The organism is Aureimonas sp. CAS (assembly GCF_059838215.1).
The window spans coordinates 2,319,793-2,335,663 of sequence record NZ_CM187563.1 but is presented as its reverse complement, the minus strand read 5'-3'; the positions used below and the strand labels follow the sequence as shown (position 1 = coordinate 2,335,663).

The 15,871-nt window shown below is 69.2% G+C and carries 13 protein-coding genes and 1 pseudogene; 10 read left to right on the top strand and 4 right to left on the bottom strand.

The window, feature by feature from the left end; genetic code table 11:
• The first annotated feature begins 89 nt into the window (after window positions 1-89).
• The 8 genes and pseudogenes from ftsZ (at window position 90) to AC6R2M_RS11275 (ending at window position 10,087) form a co-directional block, all read left to right on the top strand.
• Complete coding sequence (ftsZ, locus tag AC6R2M_RS11310) at window positions 90-1,670, top strand: cell division protein FtsZ (RefSeq protein WP_500482177.1); 1,581 nt, start codon at window positions 90-92, stop codon at window positions 1,668-1,670.
• Between the two features lie 271 nt (window positions 1,671-1,941).
• Window positions 1,942-2,889: a UDP-3-O-acyl-N-acetylglucosamine deacetylase gene (gene lpxC / locus AC6R2M_RS11305; RefSeq protein ID WP_500482175.1), complete on the top strand. Its 948-nt coding sequence runs from the start codon at window positions 1,942-1,944 to the stop codon at window positions 2,887-2,889.
• A gap of 163 nt (window positions 2,890-3,052) precedes the next feature.
• Entirely contained in the window at window positions 3,053-3,985 is a 933-nt protein-coding gene (locus AC6R2M_RS11300; protein WP_500482173.1) for an outer membrane protein assembly factor BamD, read from the top strand.
• 129 nt (window positions 3,986-4,114) lie between these two features.
• A pseudogene (gene recN / locus AC6R2M_RS11295) lies at window positions 4,115-5,790 on the top strand (DNA repair protein RecN).
• Window positions 5,791-5,804: 14 nt separating this feature from the next.
• The gene (gene ligA, locus AC6R2M_RS11290; protein ID WP_500482171.1) at window positions 5,805-8,336 is read left to right on the top strand and encodes an NAD-dependent DNA ligase LigA; all 2,532 of its coding nucleotides are present in this window, start codon (window positions 5,805-5,807) and stop codon (window positions 8,334-8,336) included.
• Window positions 8,337-8,392: 56 nt separating this feature from the next.
• On the top strand, window positions 8,393-8,914 hold the full coding sequence (locus AC6R2M_RS11285; protein WP_500482169.1) for a YbjN domain-containing protein: 522 nt from the start codon (window positions 8,393-8,395) through the stop codon (window positions 8,912-8,914).
• A 127-nt stretch (window positions 8,915-9,041) separates the two neighbouring features.
• Window positions 9,042-9,794, top strand: coding sequence for an AzlC family ABC transporter permease (locus tag AC6R2M_RS11280; RefSeq protein ID WP_500482167.1), 753 nt, complete (start codon window positions 9,042-9,044; stop codon window positions 9,792-9,794).
• Window positions 9,791-10,087 (top strand): AzlD family protein, encoded by a 297-nt coding sequence (locus AC6R2M_RS11275; RefSeq protein WP_500482165.1) that lies wholly within the window; start codon window positions 9,791-9,793, stop codon window positions 10,085-10,087. Before AC6R2M_RS11280 ends, AC6R2M_RS11275 begins: the two co-directional genes overlap by 4 nt.
• Before the next feature lie 57 nt (window positions 10,088-10,144).
• On the opposite strand, the gene AC6R2M_RS11270 is transcribed toward AC6R2M_RS11275, so the two are convergent.
• A complete protein-coding gene (locus tag AC6R2M_RS11270) occupies window positions 10,145-11,140 on the bottom strand; it encodes a TIM44-like domain-containing protein (protein ID WP_500482164.1) in 996 nt (331 codons plus the stop codon).
• A 281-nt stretch (window positions 11,141-11,421) separates the two neighbouring features.
• Between AC6R2M_RS11270 and AC6R2M_RS11265 the strand changes: the two genes are divergently transcribed.
• A complete protein-coding gene (locus tag AC6R2M_RS11265; protein ID WP_500482162.1) occupies window positions 11,422-11,898 on the top strand; it encodes a BA14K family protein in 477 nt (158 codons plus the stop codon).
• Between the two features lie 59 nt (window positions 11,899-11,957).
• Here AC6R2M_RS11265 and AC6R2M_RS11260 read toward each other — a convergent pair whose 3' ends face one another.
• The gene (locus tag AC6R2M_RS11260; RefSeq protein WP_500482160.1) at window positions 11,958-13,784 is read right to left on the bottom strand and encodes an aminopeptidase P family protein; all 1,827 of its coding nucleotides are present in this window, start codon (window positions 13,782-13,784) and stop codon (window positions 11,958-11,960) included.
• A 282-nt stretch (window positions 13,785-14,066) separates the two neighbouring features.
• On the opposite strand from AC6R2M_RS11260, the gene AC6R2M_RS11255 reads away from it, so the two are divergent.
• Window positions 14,067-14,267, top strand: a complete 201-nt coding sequence (locus AC6R2M_RS11255) for a hypothetical protein (RefSeq protein WP_500482158.1) — start codon at window positions 14,067-14,069, stop codon at window positions 14,265-14,267.
• 104 nt (window positions 14,268-14,371) lie between these two features.
• Here the strand turns inward: AC6R2M_RS11255 and AC6R2M_RS11250 are convergent, their stop codons facing one another.
• Both AC6R2M_RS11250 and AC6R2M_RS11245 read right to left on the bottom strand, forming a co-directional pair.
• Window positions 14,372-15,235 (bottom strand): 50S ribosomal protein L11 methyltransferase, encoded by an 864-nt coding sequence (locus AC6R2M_RS11250; protein WP_500482156.1) that lies wholly within the window; start codon window positions 15,233-15,235, stop codon window positions 14,372-14,374.
• Window positions 15,235-15,858, bottom strand: coding sequence for an SCO family protein (locus AC6R2M_RS11245; RefSeq protein WP_500482154.1), 624 nt, complete (start codon window positions 15,856-15,858; stop codon window positions 15,235-15,237). Before AC6R2M_RS11245 ends, AC6R2M_RS11250 begins: the two co-directional genes overlap by 1 nt.
• Between the last annotated feature and the right edge of the window lie 13 nt (window positions 15,859-15,871).

Sequence of the window (15,871 nt, the reverse complement as noted above, 5' to 3'; positions counted from 1 at the left end):
TACGGTGCTGAGACGCACTGGCGGAATTGAACAAAGGCAAGCGGGCCGGCGCGGCGAGACGGCCACCGCAAAAGGACTTGAAAGACACCATGAGCATCAACCTGCAGCGGCCCGACATCACCGAACTGAAGCCCCGCATCACCGTCTTCGGTGTGGGCGGGGGCGGCTGCAACGCCGTCAACAACATGATCAACGCCGGCCTCGAAGGCGTCGAGTTCGTCATCGCGAACACGGACGCGCAGGCTCTGCGCTCCTCGCGTGCCGAACGCGTCATCCAGATGGGCGTTGCGGTTACCGAGGGCCTCGGCGCCGGTTCGCAGCCGGAAGTCGGCCGCGCGGCCGCCGAAGAGTCGCTCGACGAGATCTGCGATCACCTCCTCGGCTCGCACATGTGCTTCGTCACCGCCGGCATGGGCGGCGGCACCGGCACGGGTGCCGCCCCGGTCGTCGCCCGCGCGGCGCGCGAAAAGGGCATCCTGACCGTCGGCGTCGTGACCAAGCCCTTCCACTTCGAGGGTCAGCGCCGTCTGCGCATCGCCGAGCAGGGCATCGAGGAGCTGCAGAAGAGCGTCGACACGCTCATCGTGATCCCGAACCAGAACCTCTTCCGCATCGCCAACGACAAGACGACCTTCGCCGACGCCTTCGGCATGGCCGATCAGGTTCTCTATTCCGGCGTCGCCTGCATCACCGACCTGATGGTCAAGGAAGGCCTCATCAACCTCGACTTCGCGGACGTCCGCTCCGTGATGCGCGAGATGGGCAAGGCCATGATGGGCACGGGCGAGGCGTCTGGCGAGGGCCGCGCCATGGCCGCCGCCGAGGCCGCCATCGCCAACCCGCTGCTCGACGAGACGTCGATGAAGGGCGCCAAGGGCCTCCTGATCTCGATCACCGGCGGCCGCGACCTGACCCTGTTCGAGGTGGACGAGGCGGCGACCCGTATCCGCGAGGAAGTGGACGCCGACGCCAACATCATCCTCGGCGCGACGTTCGACGAGGCGCTCGAAGGCGTGATCCGCGTCTCCGTCGTCGCCACCGGCATCGACAAGACGGCGGCCGAGGCCTTCGACCGCCAGCCCGAGATGCGCCACCAGCCGGCCCCGCGTCCGGCGCCGGCTCCCGTCGCCGCCGCCCCGGTGGCTGCGCCGGCTCCGGCCTATGCCCCGGCCGCGCAGGCTCCGCAGGCAGCCCCGGCGCCCGTCGCCTACGCCGCTCCGCAGGCGCCCGCTCCGGTCAAGCCGGCCTATCAGCCGCAGGCCGGCGTGCCGGATCTGGAGGACGACTTCACCGCCGCCCTGGAGGCCGAGATCGGCCAGGCGACCGCTCAGGACTTCCCGGCCGTCTCGCCGCGCATGCCGCGCGTCGAGGACTTCCCGCCGGTCGTCCAGGCCGAGCTGGAGCGCCGCGCGGCCTCGCCCGAGGCTCATGGCGACGAGCGCGGTCCGATGGGTCTGCTCCGCCGCCTGACGACGGGTCTCGCCCGTCGCGAGGACGAGGAGATGGCGATGGCGCCCCGCGCGCCGGAAGCCCGGCCGACCGAGCCGAGCCCCTACGCTCCGCGCCGTCAGGCGACGGACTCGGCCGCCCGCCCGGTCTCGCAGGTTCGCCCGCAGAGCGATGAGGACCAGCTCGAGATCCCGGCCTTCCTGCGCCGCCAGTCCAGCTGACCTTCACCGACAGTCACGGAACTGTTGCGGCCCGCCTTCCCAGAAGGCGGGCCGTTTTTGTAAGTCGTTGACTATGTTCAATTTTAACGGCCCGGAAACCACTCACTCCGTAACATTGGGTAAGAAATCGTCATTTGGGCTGGACGGCGGCGAGAGTTAGTTTGTGACGTGCCCGAGACGTGTTTCGGGCCCCCGCGGGACCGGCCTTGGGAGGGCGCCTCTTCCGCTTCCAGTTCTTCGCGCTTCCAGCGCGTCAGGGGAAAGTGCCGTAGTGAAGCAGTTCCAGCAGACGATCGGCGCGCGCATCGGTTTCAACGGTGTCGGCGTGCACTCCGGGCACGCGGTCGAGATGGCGATCCATCCGGCCGACCCGGACACGGGCATCGTCTTCCACGTCTTCGAGGCGTCCGGATTGATCCGTGAGTTGCGCGCGGTCTCCGCCAATGTCTCCTCCACCGATCTCGCGACCGTCGTCGGCGACGTGTCCGGCGCCCACGTGTCCACGGTCGAGCATCTGATGGCCGCGCTCTACGCCATGGACGTCGACAACGCGATCGTCGAGGTCGAGGGCACCGAGGTGCCGATCCTTGACGGCTGCTCGCGCGACTTCGTCGAGGCGATCGAGAAGGCGGGTCTCGTGGCCCAGCGCGCGCCGCGCCGCTTCGTCCGCGTGCTCAAGCCGGTCGTCGTCGAGATGGGCGAGGCCCGCGCCGAGTACCGCCCGCACGAGGGCACGCGCTTCGAGGTCGAGATCGACTTCCCGACCCCCGCGATCGGCCGCCAGTTCATCGCCGGCGAGCTGACGCCGGCCTTCTTCCGGGACGAGCTGTCCCGCGCGCGCACCTTCGGCTTCATGAAGGACGTGGAGCGGCTCTGGGCTTCGGGCCATGCGCTCGGCTCCTCGCTCGAGAATTCCGTCGTGATCGGCGACGATCATCGCGTGATCAATCCGGGCGGTCTGCGCTACGCCGACGAGTTCGTCCGCCACAAGGCGCTGGACGCCGTGGGCGATCAGGCGATGGCCGGCGTGCGCATTCTCGGCTGCTACAAGTCCTATCGCGGCGGACATCGCCTGAACGCCATGGCGCTTGCTGCCCTGATGGCCGACCGGACCGCCTACGAGATCGTCGAGGCGCCGACCCGGCAGGTCGCGCGGGCCGGGCGCGCCGCTTCGCTGACGGCGGTCGCCGCCTCGGCCTTCGGCCCGCAGGTCCTGTGATCTGAAAGGGCGCGGGCCGACCGCCTCAAAAAAGGCGCGTTGGCCCGGCTTCAACGCCTTTCGAGAACAGCTTCGCGTGCGCCTCGTTTTCCAGTATGAAGCTACGCGAAGCGTCGCGCGCTCTCGGGGTGCGCGTGGACGAGCGACCAGGGGGACCACATCGATGCGCCTTTCTTCGAACGGGCGCGGCCGATCCGTGACGACGCGCACTGCGGCCGCCCTTTTCCTGTCCGCCTCGGTCTTCGGCCTCTCCGGCTGCATGGGCGGCGGGGACCAGAATTTCGACGCGCTGGCGCTCGCCGCGCAGACCGAACCGGCGGACGTTCTCTACAATCAGGGCCTCGCCAATCTCGACGCCGGCCGCCTCGGGGAGGCGAGCGCCAAGTTCGAGGCGATCGACCGCCAGCATCCCTATTCGGAATTCGCGCGCCGCGCGCTGATCATGCGGTCCTTCACGGCCTATCGCGCGGGCGACTACGACGAGGCGGTGTCCTCGGCCCGCCGCTACGTCACGATCTATCCGGGCAGCGAAGAAGCCGCCTATGCGCAGTATCTGATGGGCCTGTCCTACTTCCGGCAGATGCCCGACGTGACGCGCGACCAGACGCAGACGGCGCGCGCCGCGGCCGCGCTGCAGGAGGTCATCGACCGCTACCCCGACAGTCCCTATGTCGAGGATTCGCGCGCCAAGCTGCGTCAGACGCGCGATCAGCTCGCCGGCAAGGAGATGCAGGTCGGGCGCTATTATCTGGAGCGTCGTGAGTACATCGCGGCGATCAACCGGTTCCGGAACGTCGTCGACACCTATCCGCAGACGCGCCACGTGGAAGAGGCCCTGGCGCGCCTGACCGAAGCCTATCTGTCGATGGGTCTGCGGCAGGAAGCGCAGGCGTCGGCCTCGGTGCTCGGCCAGAACTTCCCCGAATCGCAGTGGTACGCCGATAGCTACGCTCGCTTGCAGGCGGGCGGGCTCCAGCCGCAGGCCGGCAGCGGATGGTTCGCGGGTGCGACGCGCGCCATCACCGGAGCGCCGCGCGACTCGGCCGTTCCGGTCGCCGCCTCCGAGCCGGCTTTGCAGCCGCCGCCGCGCGCCTGACACTTCGAAAGAGCGATGCGAAGGCCGGCCTCGATGCCGGCCTTCTTCGTTTGCGCTTTCCGGCGGCGCGCCGGCGTCTTATTTAGAGCGCCTGTTCATTTGCGTCCGGAAAGCGGTATCTCCCGCTCCATGCTCGTCCATCTCTCGATCCGCGACATCGTCCTCATCGAACGGCTCGACCTTTCGTTGAAGGCCGGCCTTTCGGTGCTGACCGGCGAGACCGGCGCGGGCAAGTCGATCCTGCTCGACTCACTTTCGCTCGCGCTCGGCGGGCGCGGCGACGGTTCGCTCGTGCGCCATGGCGCCAAGCAGGGGGAGGTGACCGCGGTCTTCGACGTGGCAGCGGACCATCCCGCCCGCGCCATCCTGTCCGAGAACGGGGGGCGGACGAAGACGGCGACCTGATCCTGCGCCGCATCCAGAGCGCGGACGGCCGAACGCGCGTCTTCGTCAACGACCGGCCGTCCAGCGTCTCGCTGATGCGCGAACTGGGCGCTGCGCTGGTCGAGATCCACGGCCAGCACGACGACCGGGCGCTGGTCGATGCGGAGGCGCACCGCACCGTGCTCGACACCTATGGCGGCCTGACCCGCGAGGCGGCGGCGGTGTCTTCGGCCTATTCCGCGTGGCGCACGGCGGAAGCCGAACTTGTCCGGCACCGCGCGAAGGTGGAGGCCGCTTCGCGCGAGGCGGACTATCTGCGCGCCTGCGTGGAGGAGCTGTCCGAGCTCTCCCCGCTGCCCGGCGAGGAGGAGGAGCTGGCCGCCAAGCGCCAGACGATGATGCGCTCGGAGAAGATCGCCTCCGACGTCAACGACGCCAACGAGGAACTGTCCGGCCCGGCCTCGCCGATCCCCGCGCTGGCCGGCCTGCTCCGCAGGCTCGACCGCCGACGCGACGAACTGCCCGGCCTTCTCGACGAGACGCTGGCGCAGCTCGATGCGGGCCTCGACAATCTGTCCTCGGCGCAGCAGAGCCTGGAAGCGGCGCTGCGGGCGTTGGAGTTCGACCCGCGCGCTTTGGAGGCGACGGAGGAGCGGCTGTTCGCGTTGCGCGCGGCGGGGCGCAAGTTCAATCTCCCCGTCGACGATCTGCCCGAGCTCGCCGAGAAGATGATCGCCGATCTGGCAGATCTTGATGCGGGCGAGGAGAAGGTCGGCGTGCTGGAGCGCGCGGTCGGGGAGGCGCAGACAGCGTTCGAGCGGCTGGCGGCCGAGCTTTCCGAACGGCGCGCGACGACGGCCAAACTGCTCGAAGCGGCCGTGATGGCGGAGCTGCCCGATCTCAAGCTGGAGCGCGCCGAGTTCATCGTTTCGCTGCAGACCGACGCCGCGCGCCCCTCCGCGTCGGGGATCGACACGGTCGAGTTCCACGTCCGGACCAATCCGGGCACGCGCGCCGGCCCCATGATGAAGGTCGCCTCGGGCGGCGAGCTGTCGCGCTTCCTCCTGGCGTTGAAGGTCGCGCTCGCCACGCGCGGCTCGGCGCCGACGCTCGTCTTCGACGAGATCGATACCGGTGTCGGGGGCGCGGTGGCCGATGCGATCGGACGGCGTCTGGCTCGCCTCGCGGACGGCGTTCAGGTCCTGTCCGTCACCCATGCGCCGCAGGTCGCGGCGAGGGCGGAAACGCATCTCCTGATCTCCAAATCCGCCTCCGGCGGCGAGGAGAACCGCCTCGCGACCCGCGTCGCGGAGATGGACGGACCGGCGCGGGCCGAGGAGATCGCGCGCATGCTGGCGGGGGCGCAGGTGACCGACGAGGCGAGGGCGGCGGCGCGCCGCCTGATCGGGCAGACCGCCTGAGAAGGGGACCGGAAATGGGCAAGGGGATCGAGCAGAGGGACGTCGGCGCACTCGACGAAAGCGAGGCGGCGCGCGAACTCCAACGCCTCGCGGAAGAGATCGCCGGGCACGACCGTCGCTATTACGAGAACGACGAGCCGGCCGTGACGGACGCGGAGTACGATGCCCTGCGTCGCCGCAACGCCGCCATCGAGCGCCGCTTTCCCGCGTTGGTCCGCGAGGATTCGCCCTCCCGGCGCGTCGGGTCCGCGCCCTCGGGCCGGTTCGCCAAGATCCGCCACGCTTTGCCGATGCTCTCGCTCGACAACGCCTTCACCGATGGCGATGTCGCCGACTTCGCGCGCCGCGTGCGGCGGATGCTGGATCTGGCCGAGGACGCGCCGCTCGCGATCACGGCCGAGCCCAAGATCGACGGGCTGTCGCTGTCCCTCCGCTACGAGGACGGCCGCCTCGTTTCGGCCGCGACGCGCGGCGACGGCGCGGTCGGAGAGGACGTGACGGCCAACGCTCTGACCGTTGAGGACATCCCGCATCGGCTGGCGGGCGTGCGTCCCGCCGTCTTCGAGGTGCGCGGCGAGGTCTACATGACGCATGCCGACTTCCTGGCGCTGAACGAGGGGCTGGCGGGCGCTGTCCAGCCTCCGGACGGCGAGGAGAGTGACACCGAGGAGACTACGTCGAAAGCGCGCCAGTTCGCCAATCCGCGCAACGCGGCGGCGGGATCGCTTCGGCAGAAGAACCCGGAGATCACCCGTTCGCGCCCCTTGCGCTTCTTCGCCTATGCCTGGGGCGAGCTCTCCGAGCGCCCGGCCGAGACGCAGACGGCGATGGTCGAGGCGCTGACGCGCATGGGCTTCCAGACCAACGCCGTACCGCAGTTCGGCCGGAGCGAGCCGCTGATGCGGCGCTTCGAGACCGTCGAAGGACTGATCGCGCATTACCGGCTCATCGAGGAAGAGCGGGCCGACCTCGGCTACGACATCGACGGCGTCGTCTACAAGGTCGACGACCTCGGCTTCCAGGAGGATCTCGGTTTCGTTTCCCGCTCGCCGCGCTGGGCGATCGCGCACAAGTTCTCCGCCGAGAAGGCGACGACCGAGGTTCTGGCGATCGACATCAATGTCGGCCGCACGGGCAAGCTCGCGCCGCTGGCCCGGCTGAAGCCCGTCACCGTCGGCGGCGTCACGGTCTCCAACGTCACGCTTCACAACGAGGACTATATTGCCGGAGTCGATTCGAACGGCCTGCCGATCCGCGAGGGCCGGGACATCCGCATCGGCGACACCGTCGTCATCCAGCGTGCCGGGGACGTTATCCCGCAGGTGCTGGACGTTGTCATCGAGAAGCGGCCGGAGGGCGCCGAGCCTTTCCGCTTCCCCGACCATTGCCCGATCTGCGGCTCCAAGGCGGTGCGCGAGGTCGATCCGCAGACGGGACGGCCTGAGTCCGTGCGCCGCTGCACGGCGGGTCTCACCTGTCCGGCGCAGGGGCGCGAGGGCCTCAAGCACTTCGTCTCGCGCGGCGCCTTCGACATCGTGGGTCTCGGAGCGACCATCGTCGACGCGCTCTACGACAGCGGCGCGGTGAAGCAGCCGGCGGACATCTTCCGTCTCGACTTCGAGGCGGTGCGCGACGCGCTGGACGAACGGCGCCGCATGCTGGCGCGCGAGCGGGCGCTGGCGGCCGGCGAGGCCGTGGCGGACGAGGACGAGACGTCCGCGCAGCGCTCCGAGGCCAAGCTCGCCGTGGAGAACATCCTCGCGGCGATCGAGGACCGCCGGACCGTTCCGCTCGACCGCTTCATCTTCGCGCTCGGCATTCCCGATATCGGAGAGACGACCGCGAAGGCGCTTGCCCGCCATTTCGAGGACGTGCCGGACCTGATCCGGGGCGTCGAAGCCGCGCGGAACGGCCAGCCGGGCGAGGCCTGGCGCCGGCTGACGAGCCTTCGGGGCTTCGGGGAAGGTTCGAAGGCGCTGGAGGGTCTCGTCGAGGCGGTGAACGGGAAGGGCGATACGCCCGATTTCGATCCGACGCAGCATGCGGGGCTGCGCCTCAACTCGCCGCAGCGCGTGGCCCTGCGCGAGACCTTCGGGGCAGGAGCATCAATGACCGAAGGGCTCCGGGCCGCCGTGTCCGCACGCGCGAGCGCGGACTATCTGAAGCTCGTCCGCGACAGCGACATCGGCCCGGTCGCCACCGGCTCGCTCATCCAGTTCTTCGACGAGGCGCACAACCGGGAGGCCGTCGAGGCGCTTCTGGCGGCGGGGGTCTCGACGACGAACGAACGGGCGAAGCCTCCGGCGTCCTCGCCGGTGGCGGGCAAGACGATCGTCTTCACCGGCTCGCTGGAGCAGATGACCCGCGACGAGGCCAAGGAGATGGCCGAGGCGCTCGGCGCCCGGACAGCCGGCTCGGTTTCGAAGAAGACGGACCTCGTCGTTGCGGGTCCCGGTGCGGGCTCCAAGCTCGACAAGGCGCGCGAACTCGGAATCGAGATCCTCGACGAGGACGGCTGGTTCGAGAGGATCGGACGCAGGCCGTGACGCACGACGCTTTGGCCGATAGAGTTTTCGTGAACGGTTCGAGGGGACGATCCTTCATGCGCGCAACAGTCTACCTGCTGGCTTCGCTGGTTCTGGCCGGACCGCAATTCGCGGGTGCCGAAGAGCTGATAGACGCCACCGATCCCGAGGCGGTGGCCGCGATCGTGCGCGGCTTCGGCTCGGCGCGCATCGGCAAGGCGGCGGACGACACGCCGATGATCAACGGCCGGATCGACGGGACGCGCTTCGCGGTCTATTTCTACGAGTGCAACGACGAGAAGGTGGCCTGCCACTCGGTCAGTTTCTCCGCGTCCTGGGCGACGAAGGACGTGACGCTCGAGGCCGTCAACGACTGGAACCGCGCGTCCCGCTTCGGCCGCGCCTATCTCGGCACCGACGGCGAGCCGGTGCTCGAATACGACGTGAACCTCTTCGGCTCGGTGACCGAGACCAATCTCGAGGATTCGGTCGACTGGTGGCGGATCGTGCTGCAGAGCTTCGAGCAGGTCGTCGCCGACAGTTCTCCCGCGGATGGCGACGGGGACGAGGACGCCGACCCCACGGCGATCGAACTCTGACGATCGCCGCTCCGCCTTCCGGCGCGCGGGCAGGGATCCGAACTCCGCCCATCCGAGCCGCGTGACAGCACCGGGCGAAGGCCCGGAACCGACGCGTCCGCGTCCCGAGCGAAAGCCCATGCCCGACATGACCATTCAAACCGGCCGGGCCGCCGAAGGCGGACCTCACCCCACGCCCGGCGAGCGGCCTCCGGCCAGCGGCGAGTGGCGCCAGGGCATGGCCGAAGTCGTCCCGGTCGTCCTCGCGGTCCTTCCGTTCGGGGTCGTCTTCGGGGCCCTCGCCCGCGATGCGGGCCTGACGCTGTGGGAGGCGATGGGCCTTTCCGCCTCGGTCTATGCCGGGGCCTCGCAGCTCGTCATCCTTCAGCTCGTCGCGGCGGGCACGCCGCTCTGGTCCGTGCTTCTGGCGGTCGTCGCGGTCAATTTCCGGCACGTGCTCTACTCGGCCTCCATCGGCCGGCATCTCCAGCGCTTCGACACCAAGGAGAAGGCGCTCGCCTTCTATCTCCTCGTCGATCCCGTCTTCGCCGCAGCCGAGACTCGCAGCCGCACCCGGTCCCTGTCGCGAGGATATTACTTCGGGTTCGCGCTCACGCTCTACGTTTCCTGGCTGATCTCGACGGCGGCCGGCTTCGTCTTCGGGGCCCTGATCGGGGACCAGCGGGCGCTGGGGCTCGACCTTTTGCTGCCGATCTACTTCCTTGCGCTGACGATCCAGTTCCGCAAACGCGGCGGCTTCCTGCCGGTCTTCTGCGCCTCGGCGGCCGGTTCGATCCTCGTCTATCTGACGCTCGGATCGCCCTGGCACGTGACGATCGGCGGGCTCTTCGGCATCGCCGCCGCGGCTCTCATGCCGCCGAAGGCGGAGGAGGGGCGGTGAGCGATCTCTGGTTCCTCATCGTCGCGGCCGGCGTCCTGACCTACGGGACGCGGGTTGCCGGCCATCTCCTTCTGTCGAGGCTGAAATCCATTCCGCCCCGGCTCGAGGCCGCGCTGAACGCCGTTCCGCCGGCCATGCTGGTGACCTTGGTCGTGCCGGCTTTCGTGGAGGGCGGCTGGCCGGAGAGGGGCGTGATCCTTCTGGCCGCGCTCCTGTCGCTTCGCCTGTCGGTCCTGTCCTGCGTGACGATCGGGGTCGCCACCATCGCCCTGCTTCGCGCGGCCGGGGCCTGAGGGCGCACGAAAAGGGGCGCCGAAGCGCCCCCGATCGAAGAACCTGATGGATGCGGGTCAGGCGTCCTGAATCGCCGTCAGCTTCCACTCGTCCTGATGGTCGCGCAGGAACGTCCAGACTTCCGTCGATTCGACCGGCTCGGAATCGGAGCCCTCCACGATCTCGCCGGTCTGCCGGTCGCGCAGCCACTGGACCATGGAATAGCGCATGGCGACGGTGGCGAACTCGCGCGAGCCTTCCTTCCAGCTTTCGGCGACGTCGCCCTGCAGGAGCTTCACCTCGCCGACCTCGCTCTTCACCCCGCGCGTGGCGTTCTGCGAGAGCTCCTCGGAGAGGTAGGACATGATCTCCGGCGTCGTGATCTCGCGGATCGCCGCATAGTCCTCGCGCCCGAAGGCGTCCTGCAGCTGGTAGAGACGCTGCTCGAAGATATCGAGGTCCCGGCCGGTGATGCCGAGCTCGTCGCCCTTCGAGACGCTGGCCGTACCGGCCGCGCCCGCGTCGCCGACGCCCGCGCCGAGATGACGGAAGTCGGGCGAGCGGGAATTGCCGCCGGGGCCGGACGCGCCGCCCTCCATCGAGCGCTGCATCGGCTGGCCACCGGCCGTCGCGGGCGCCGAACGCGAGCGGAAGAGGCGGATCAGGAGATAGGCGAGACCGCCGATCAGGAGAACCTGAAACAGAAGGCCGAGGAAGCCGGCCATGCCGCCGAAACCGGTGCCGAGGAACAGGCCGAAGAGACCGCCGAGAAGAAGGCCGCGCGCCAGAGGCGAGCCGAGGAAGCCGCCACGGGTCGCCGCCGCCGCGCCGGCGGCGCCTGCGGCCGGAGCCGCGGCCCCGGTCGTGCCCGGGTTGCCGGGCGTGACGGAGCGCTGCACGGGCGCCGCCGAGGGCGCCGTGTTCGTCGCCGGGGCGGACTGGTAGGTGCGCGCGCCGCGCGAGCCGAAGCCGCCGCCGCGCCGAGCTTCCGCGAAGTCGATCGCCACGAATGAGAAGATCATCGTGAAGACCGCCAGCATTGTTGCGAAGCGGTATCGGTGCAGCCAGATCATCGGTCTCGTCTCCCGCGCATGATGTTCCATCCGATATGGCGGAACGACAGCGGCATTTGAAGGGAGAAACGACGCATCCGAACGATTTGCTCCGCCGAAGCTGTGCGAACGACCTTCGCTCGACGCCGCGTGCGCCAATCATCACGAGGATTTGCTCGACGTTGTTTGCCGGCGCGCCGAGGGCGCGCGGCTGTGCGCCTCTCGTTTACCGGATGTTCAGGAACCGTTCAGGCGGCATCCTGTTAGGTCGGAAGGTGAGAGAACTTTCAGGAGGCCAGACGATGAGGCTGTTCAAGATGTTCGGCGGGAAGGCGCTGGCCGTGGCGCTCGGCCTTGCCATGGTGCCCGCATCGATCGCCATTCCGCAGTCGGCGCCGATCGCCGGACCGGTCGTGGGCGTATCGGAGGCGCAGGCGCAGTACTACCGCGGCGGGCATCGCGGATACCATCACGGCGGTCGCCATTGGCGCGGGGATCGGGGCTACTATCGCCACCATCGCCGTTCGAACCGCAACGCCGCCATCGGCGGAGCCGTCGCGGGTCTGGCGCTCGGCGCCATCATCGCCGGCGCGGCCTCGCAGCCGCGCTACGTGGAGCGGCGCTACGTTCCCGTTCAGCCGGGCGGTCACCATGTCGGCTATCGTCCGGCGCCCTGGACGGCCGAATGGTACCGCTACTGCTCGCAGCGTTACCGGTCCTTCGACGCGCGCTCGGGCACGTTCCAGCCCTATCACGGACCGCGTCAGCTCTGCCGCTGAGCCGTCCGGGAGTGGCTTGAGAAAGGCCCGCCGCGAGGGATCGCGGCGGGCCTTTCGTATTACCGGGCCAGCGGCGCGGTGGCCCGCGCGAGCCATGCCCCGTCCTCGGCGTCGAGAAGCGGGGTGAGCTTCGTTCGGACCTGCGCGTGGTAGGCGTCGAGCCAGTCGGCCTCCCAGGTCTCCAGAAGGGCAGGGACGATCATCCTCCGGTCGATCGGGGCGAAGGTCAGCGTCTCGAAGCCGTGCATCGGGAGATCGCCGCCTTCGATCGGTTCGGCGGGCAGCGTCAGGATCAGGTTCTCGATCCGGATGCCGAATTCGCCCTCGCGATAGCAGCCCGGCTCGTTCGAGAGGATCATGCCCTCCTCGATCACCGTCGTTCCGCGCCGGGAGATCGACTGCGGCCCCTCGTGGACGCCGAGATAGGAGCCGACGCCGTGGCCCGTGCCATGGGCGTAGTCGAGGCCGTGCCGCCAGAGCGCGATGCGGGCGAGGGGGTCGAGCTCCGTTCCCCGCGTGCCCTTCGGGAAGCGCGCTGTCGAGACCGCGATCATGCCCTTCAGAACGAGCGTGAAGGCGCGGCGGACGTGCTCGGGCACGTCGCCGACCGCGATGGTGCGCGTGATGTCGGTAGTGCCGTCGAGATACTGGCCGCCGGAATCGACCAGATAGACCTCCCCCGCCCGGATCGTCCGGTTCGAGGCGGTCGAGACGCGGTAGTGCGGCAGCGCGGCGTTCGGCCCGGCGGCGGAGATCGTGTCGAAGGAGATGTCCTTCAGCTCCATGCCGTTGGCGCGCGCGAATTCGATCCGCAGGGTCTCCAGCTTCCGCGCGGCGTCGATCTCGGTGAGGCTGCCGGGCTCCTGCGCGTCCATCCAGGCGAGGAACGAGGCCATCGCCGCGCCGTCGCGCAAATGGGCCTGCCGCGCGCCCTGGACTTCGACCGCGTTCTTCCGCGCGCGGGGCAGAAGCGCCGGATCGCGCCCCTCGACCACCGTTCCGCCCGCGCCCTCGACGATATCGACGATCCGGCGCGCGGCGAGCTTGGTGTCGATCATCACCTTCGCGTCGCGCGAGGCCTGCCGCAGGAGGCGCTCGAAGGTCTCGGGCTCGTGCAGTTCGGCGCGCCGTTCGAGTTCCGGCCGGTCGCTCGCGTCGATCTTGTCCGGGTCGAGGAAGACGAGGGGAAGGGCGCCGCGCCGCAGGATCGTGAAGGCCAGCGGCAGCGGCTTGTGGATGACGTCCGCGCCGCGGATGTTGAGCACCCAGGCCAGCGAACACGGATCGGTCAGAACGCAGAGATCGGCGTCCGCCTTCTCCAGCGCGGCGTCCATCTGCGCCCGCTTTTCCTCCGCGCTCTGGCCGGCATAGGCGTCCGGGTGAATGGCCACGCGGCCCTTCGGTGGCGCGGGCCGGTCCTGCCAGACGAGATCGACCGGATTGCGCGAGAGCGCGACCATTTCGAACCCGTCCGTCGCGGCGGCCTTTCGCAGCGCCGCGACTTCTTCGGCCGTGTGCATCCACGGGTCGAAGCCGATCCGCAGGCCCTTGGCGTTCTGCGAGAGAAATTCGGGCAGGCCGATCTTGGTCGAATCGGCCGCCGAGAAGGCCTTGGGGTCGAGCTGGGCGGGAAGCTGAACCGCATAGCGCCCGTCCGAGAAGGCCACGGCCCGGTCCGGCAGGATCACCGCGAAGCCCGCCGATCCGGTGAAGCCGGTCAGCCAGCGCAGCCGCTCGGCGCTGTCGGGAATGTATTCGTTCTGGAATTCGTCGCTGCGCGGCAGGATGAAACCGTCGACCCCGGCCTGGGAGAGGATCGCCCGGAGCTGCGCAAGCCGCGCGGCGCTCTCGGCCGAGCTGCCCTTCTCCTCGAAATCCTGGAACATGGCGAATCCTCCTCATCTGTGTCGGACGGCACGGTGGCCCGTTCGACCACGGTCGTCCGTTCGGGTCCGGTGGTGGGCGCTTTCGGCACCCGCAATCAAGGGCCTATGGCGGTTTTCTTCACCGCCCCCGTGAACGGGTCAACATCGTAAAGGATCGATGAAGGTGACGTGAATTTGCCGCCCGCTTCGCGCAGGCGAGCTATGCGCCGGACCGGGTGCCTCCCGGTGCTGCAGTGCGGCATAAAGCGGATGGGAGCCTCGCCCACACCTCGAAGGTGTCACATGACCATCGCCCCTCTCGACCGGAACCATCCGTCCTCGCCGCGTCTCGGCTTTCCGCATCGCCGTCTGGCCGGCGCCAGCGGCTACCGCCTGCCGCAGCGCTTGGCCGAGGGATCGCGTCTGTTCGCCGTCGATCTCAAAGCCGATCTGGTGGCTCTGCGCGGCTCGCGGATCGAAGCCGGCGCGCCTGAACGCATCTGAAGCGGTCCGCGCGGCTTCGAAAGGTCGAAGCCGACCTCCCCGGCGTTCGTTCGTTGACGGGCGTCCGTGCCCTCGCATGGCGATGGGGGCGTGGGCGCCGACCGTCAGCGCGTGAGATGCAGGGTCACCCATTCGCCGCGCGTCAGGGTCTTGCGGTGATAGAGCCCCTGGTCGCGATAGGCGGCCAGAACCCCCCTGCGCTGGCGCGTCAGGATTCCCGACAGAACCAGATCGCCGGAAGGCGAGAGATTGCGCGCCATCTGCGGCGCCAGCGCCATGAGCGGGCCCGCGAGAATGTTCGCCACGATCAGGTCGAAGGGCGAGTAGGGCCGGAAGGCCGGTGCCGAGAAGCCCTTCGCCACCGCCGTCTCCACGAGCGAAGCCACACCGTTGGCCTGAACGTTTTCCTTGGCGACCCGCACCGCGACGGGATCGATGTCGGTCGCCAGAACCGGAACGCGGGCGAGCTTGGCGATGCCGATGGCGAGCACCGCGCTTCCCGTTCCGAGATCCAGCGCGTTGCCGGGCCGGCGCCGGCGCACGATCTCGCCGATCATGGTCAGGCACCCGGCCGTCGTGCCGTGATGACCCGTCCCGAACGCCTGCCCCGCCTCGATCTCGATCGACAGATCGTTCGTCCGCACCTTCTCGCGGTCGTGCGAGCCGTGCACCAGGAAGCGACCGGCGCGGACCGGCTTGAGATCCGCCAGAACGTTCTGCATCCAGTCGATGTCGGGCAGCTCCTCCCGCTCGTAGGAGATGCCGTCGAAGGCGCGCGCCAGCGAGTCCTCGTCCACCTCGGACAGGTCTTCGAAATAGGCCGAGACCTCCTGGACGCCCGCCTCCTCGTCGTGTTCGACGATGGAGAGGGCGACGCCCTCGTCCTCTCCGAAGACGGCGTCGAGACGCTCGTAGAGGGCAAAGGCGGGCGCCTTGTCGGCGCGCGCGAACAGTCGGGTCTGGGGCATCAGAGTCTCGCCAGCCGGAGGAGCTTTTCGCGAGCCGTCTGCGGGTTCTCGCCGTAGGAGATGGTGCCGACGAACTGGCCGGCCGAGCCGAGGAGGACGACCGAGGCGGTGTGGTCCATCGTGTAGTTCTCGCCTTCGCCGACGCGCGAGGCGTGAATGCCCCAGCCGTGGAGCATGGCGCGCACCGCGTCCGGCTCGCCGGACAGGGCGGTCACCTGCGTCCCGACATTGGCCACGTACTGGCCCAGGATCTCGGGCGTGTCGCGCTCGGGATCCACGGTCACGAAGACGATCTGGATGTCCTCGCCCTCCGCCTGCAGCGCCTGTCGATGCCCCGCCAGCTCGTAGAGCGTGGTCGGGCAGATGTCGGGGCAATGAGTGAAGCCGAAGAAGAGGGCGGTCGGCGCGCCGCGCAGATCATCCTGCGTGAAGGTCTCGCCCGTCTGATCGACGAGCGTGAAATCGCTTCCATAGGGTTGGGTGGCCGCGTCCAGCCGCCCGTCCGTGCTCTGGAGGCCGAATGTCCAGAGGTAGAGGAGGATGCCGGCCATCACGGCCACCATCGCCCAGAGCGCGGTGCGCACGATCGGCAGCTTTCGGCGGGGCGGGGGCGTCTCGGACATTCGGCCTTGGTCT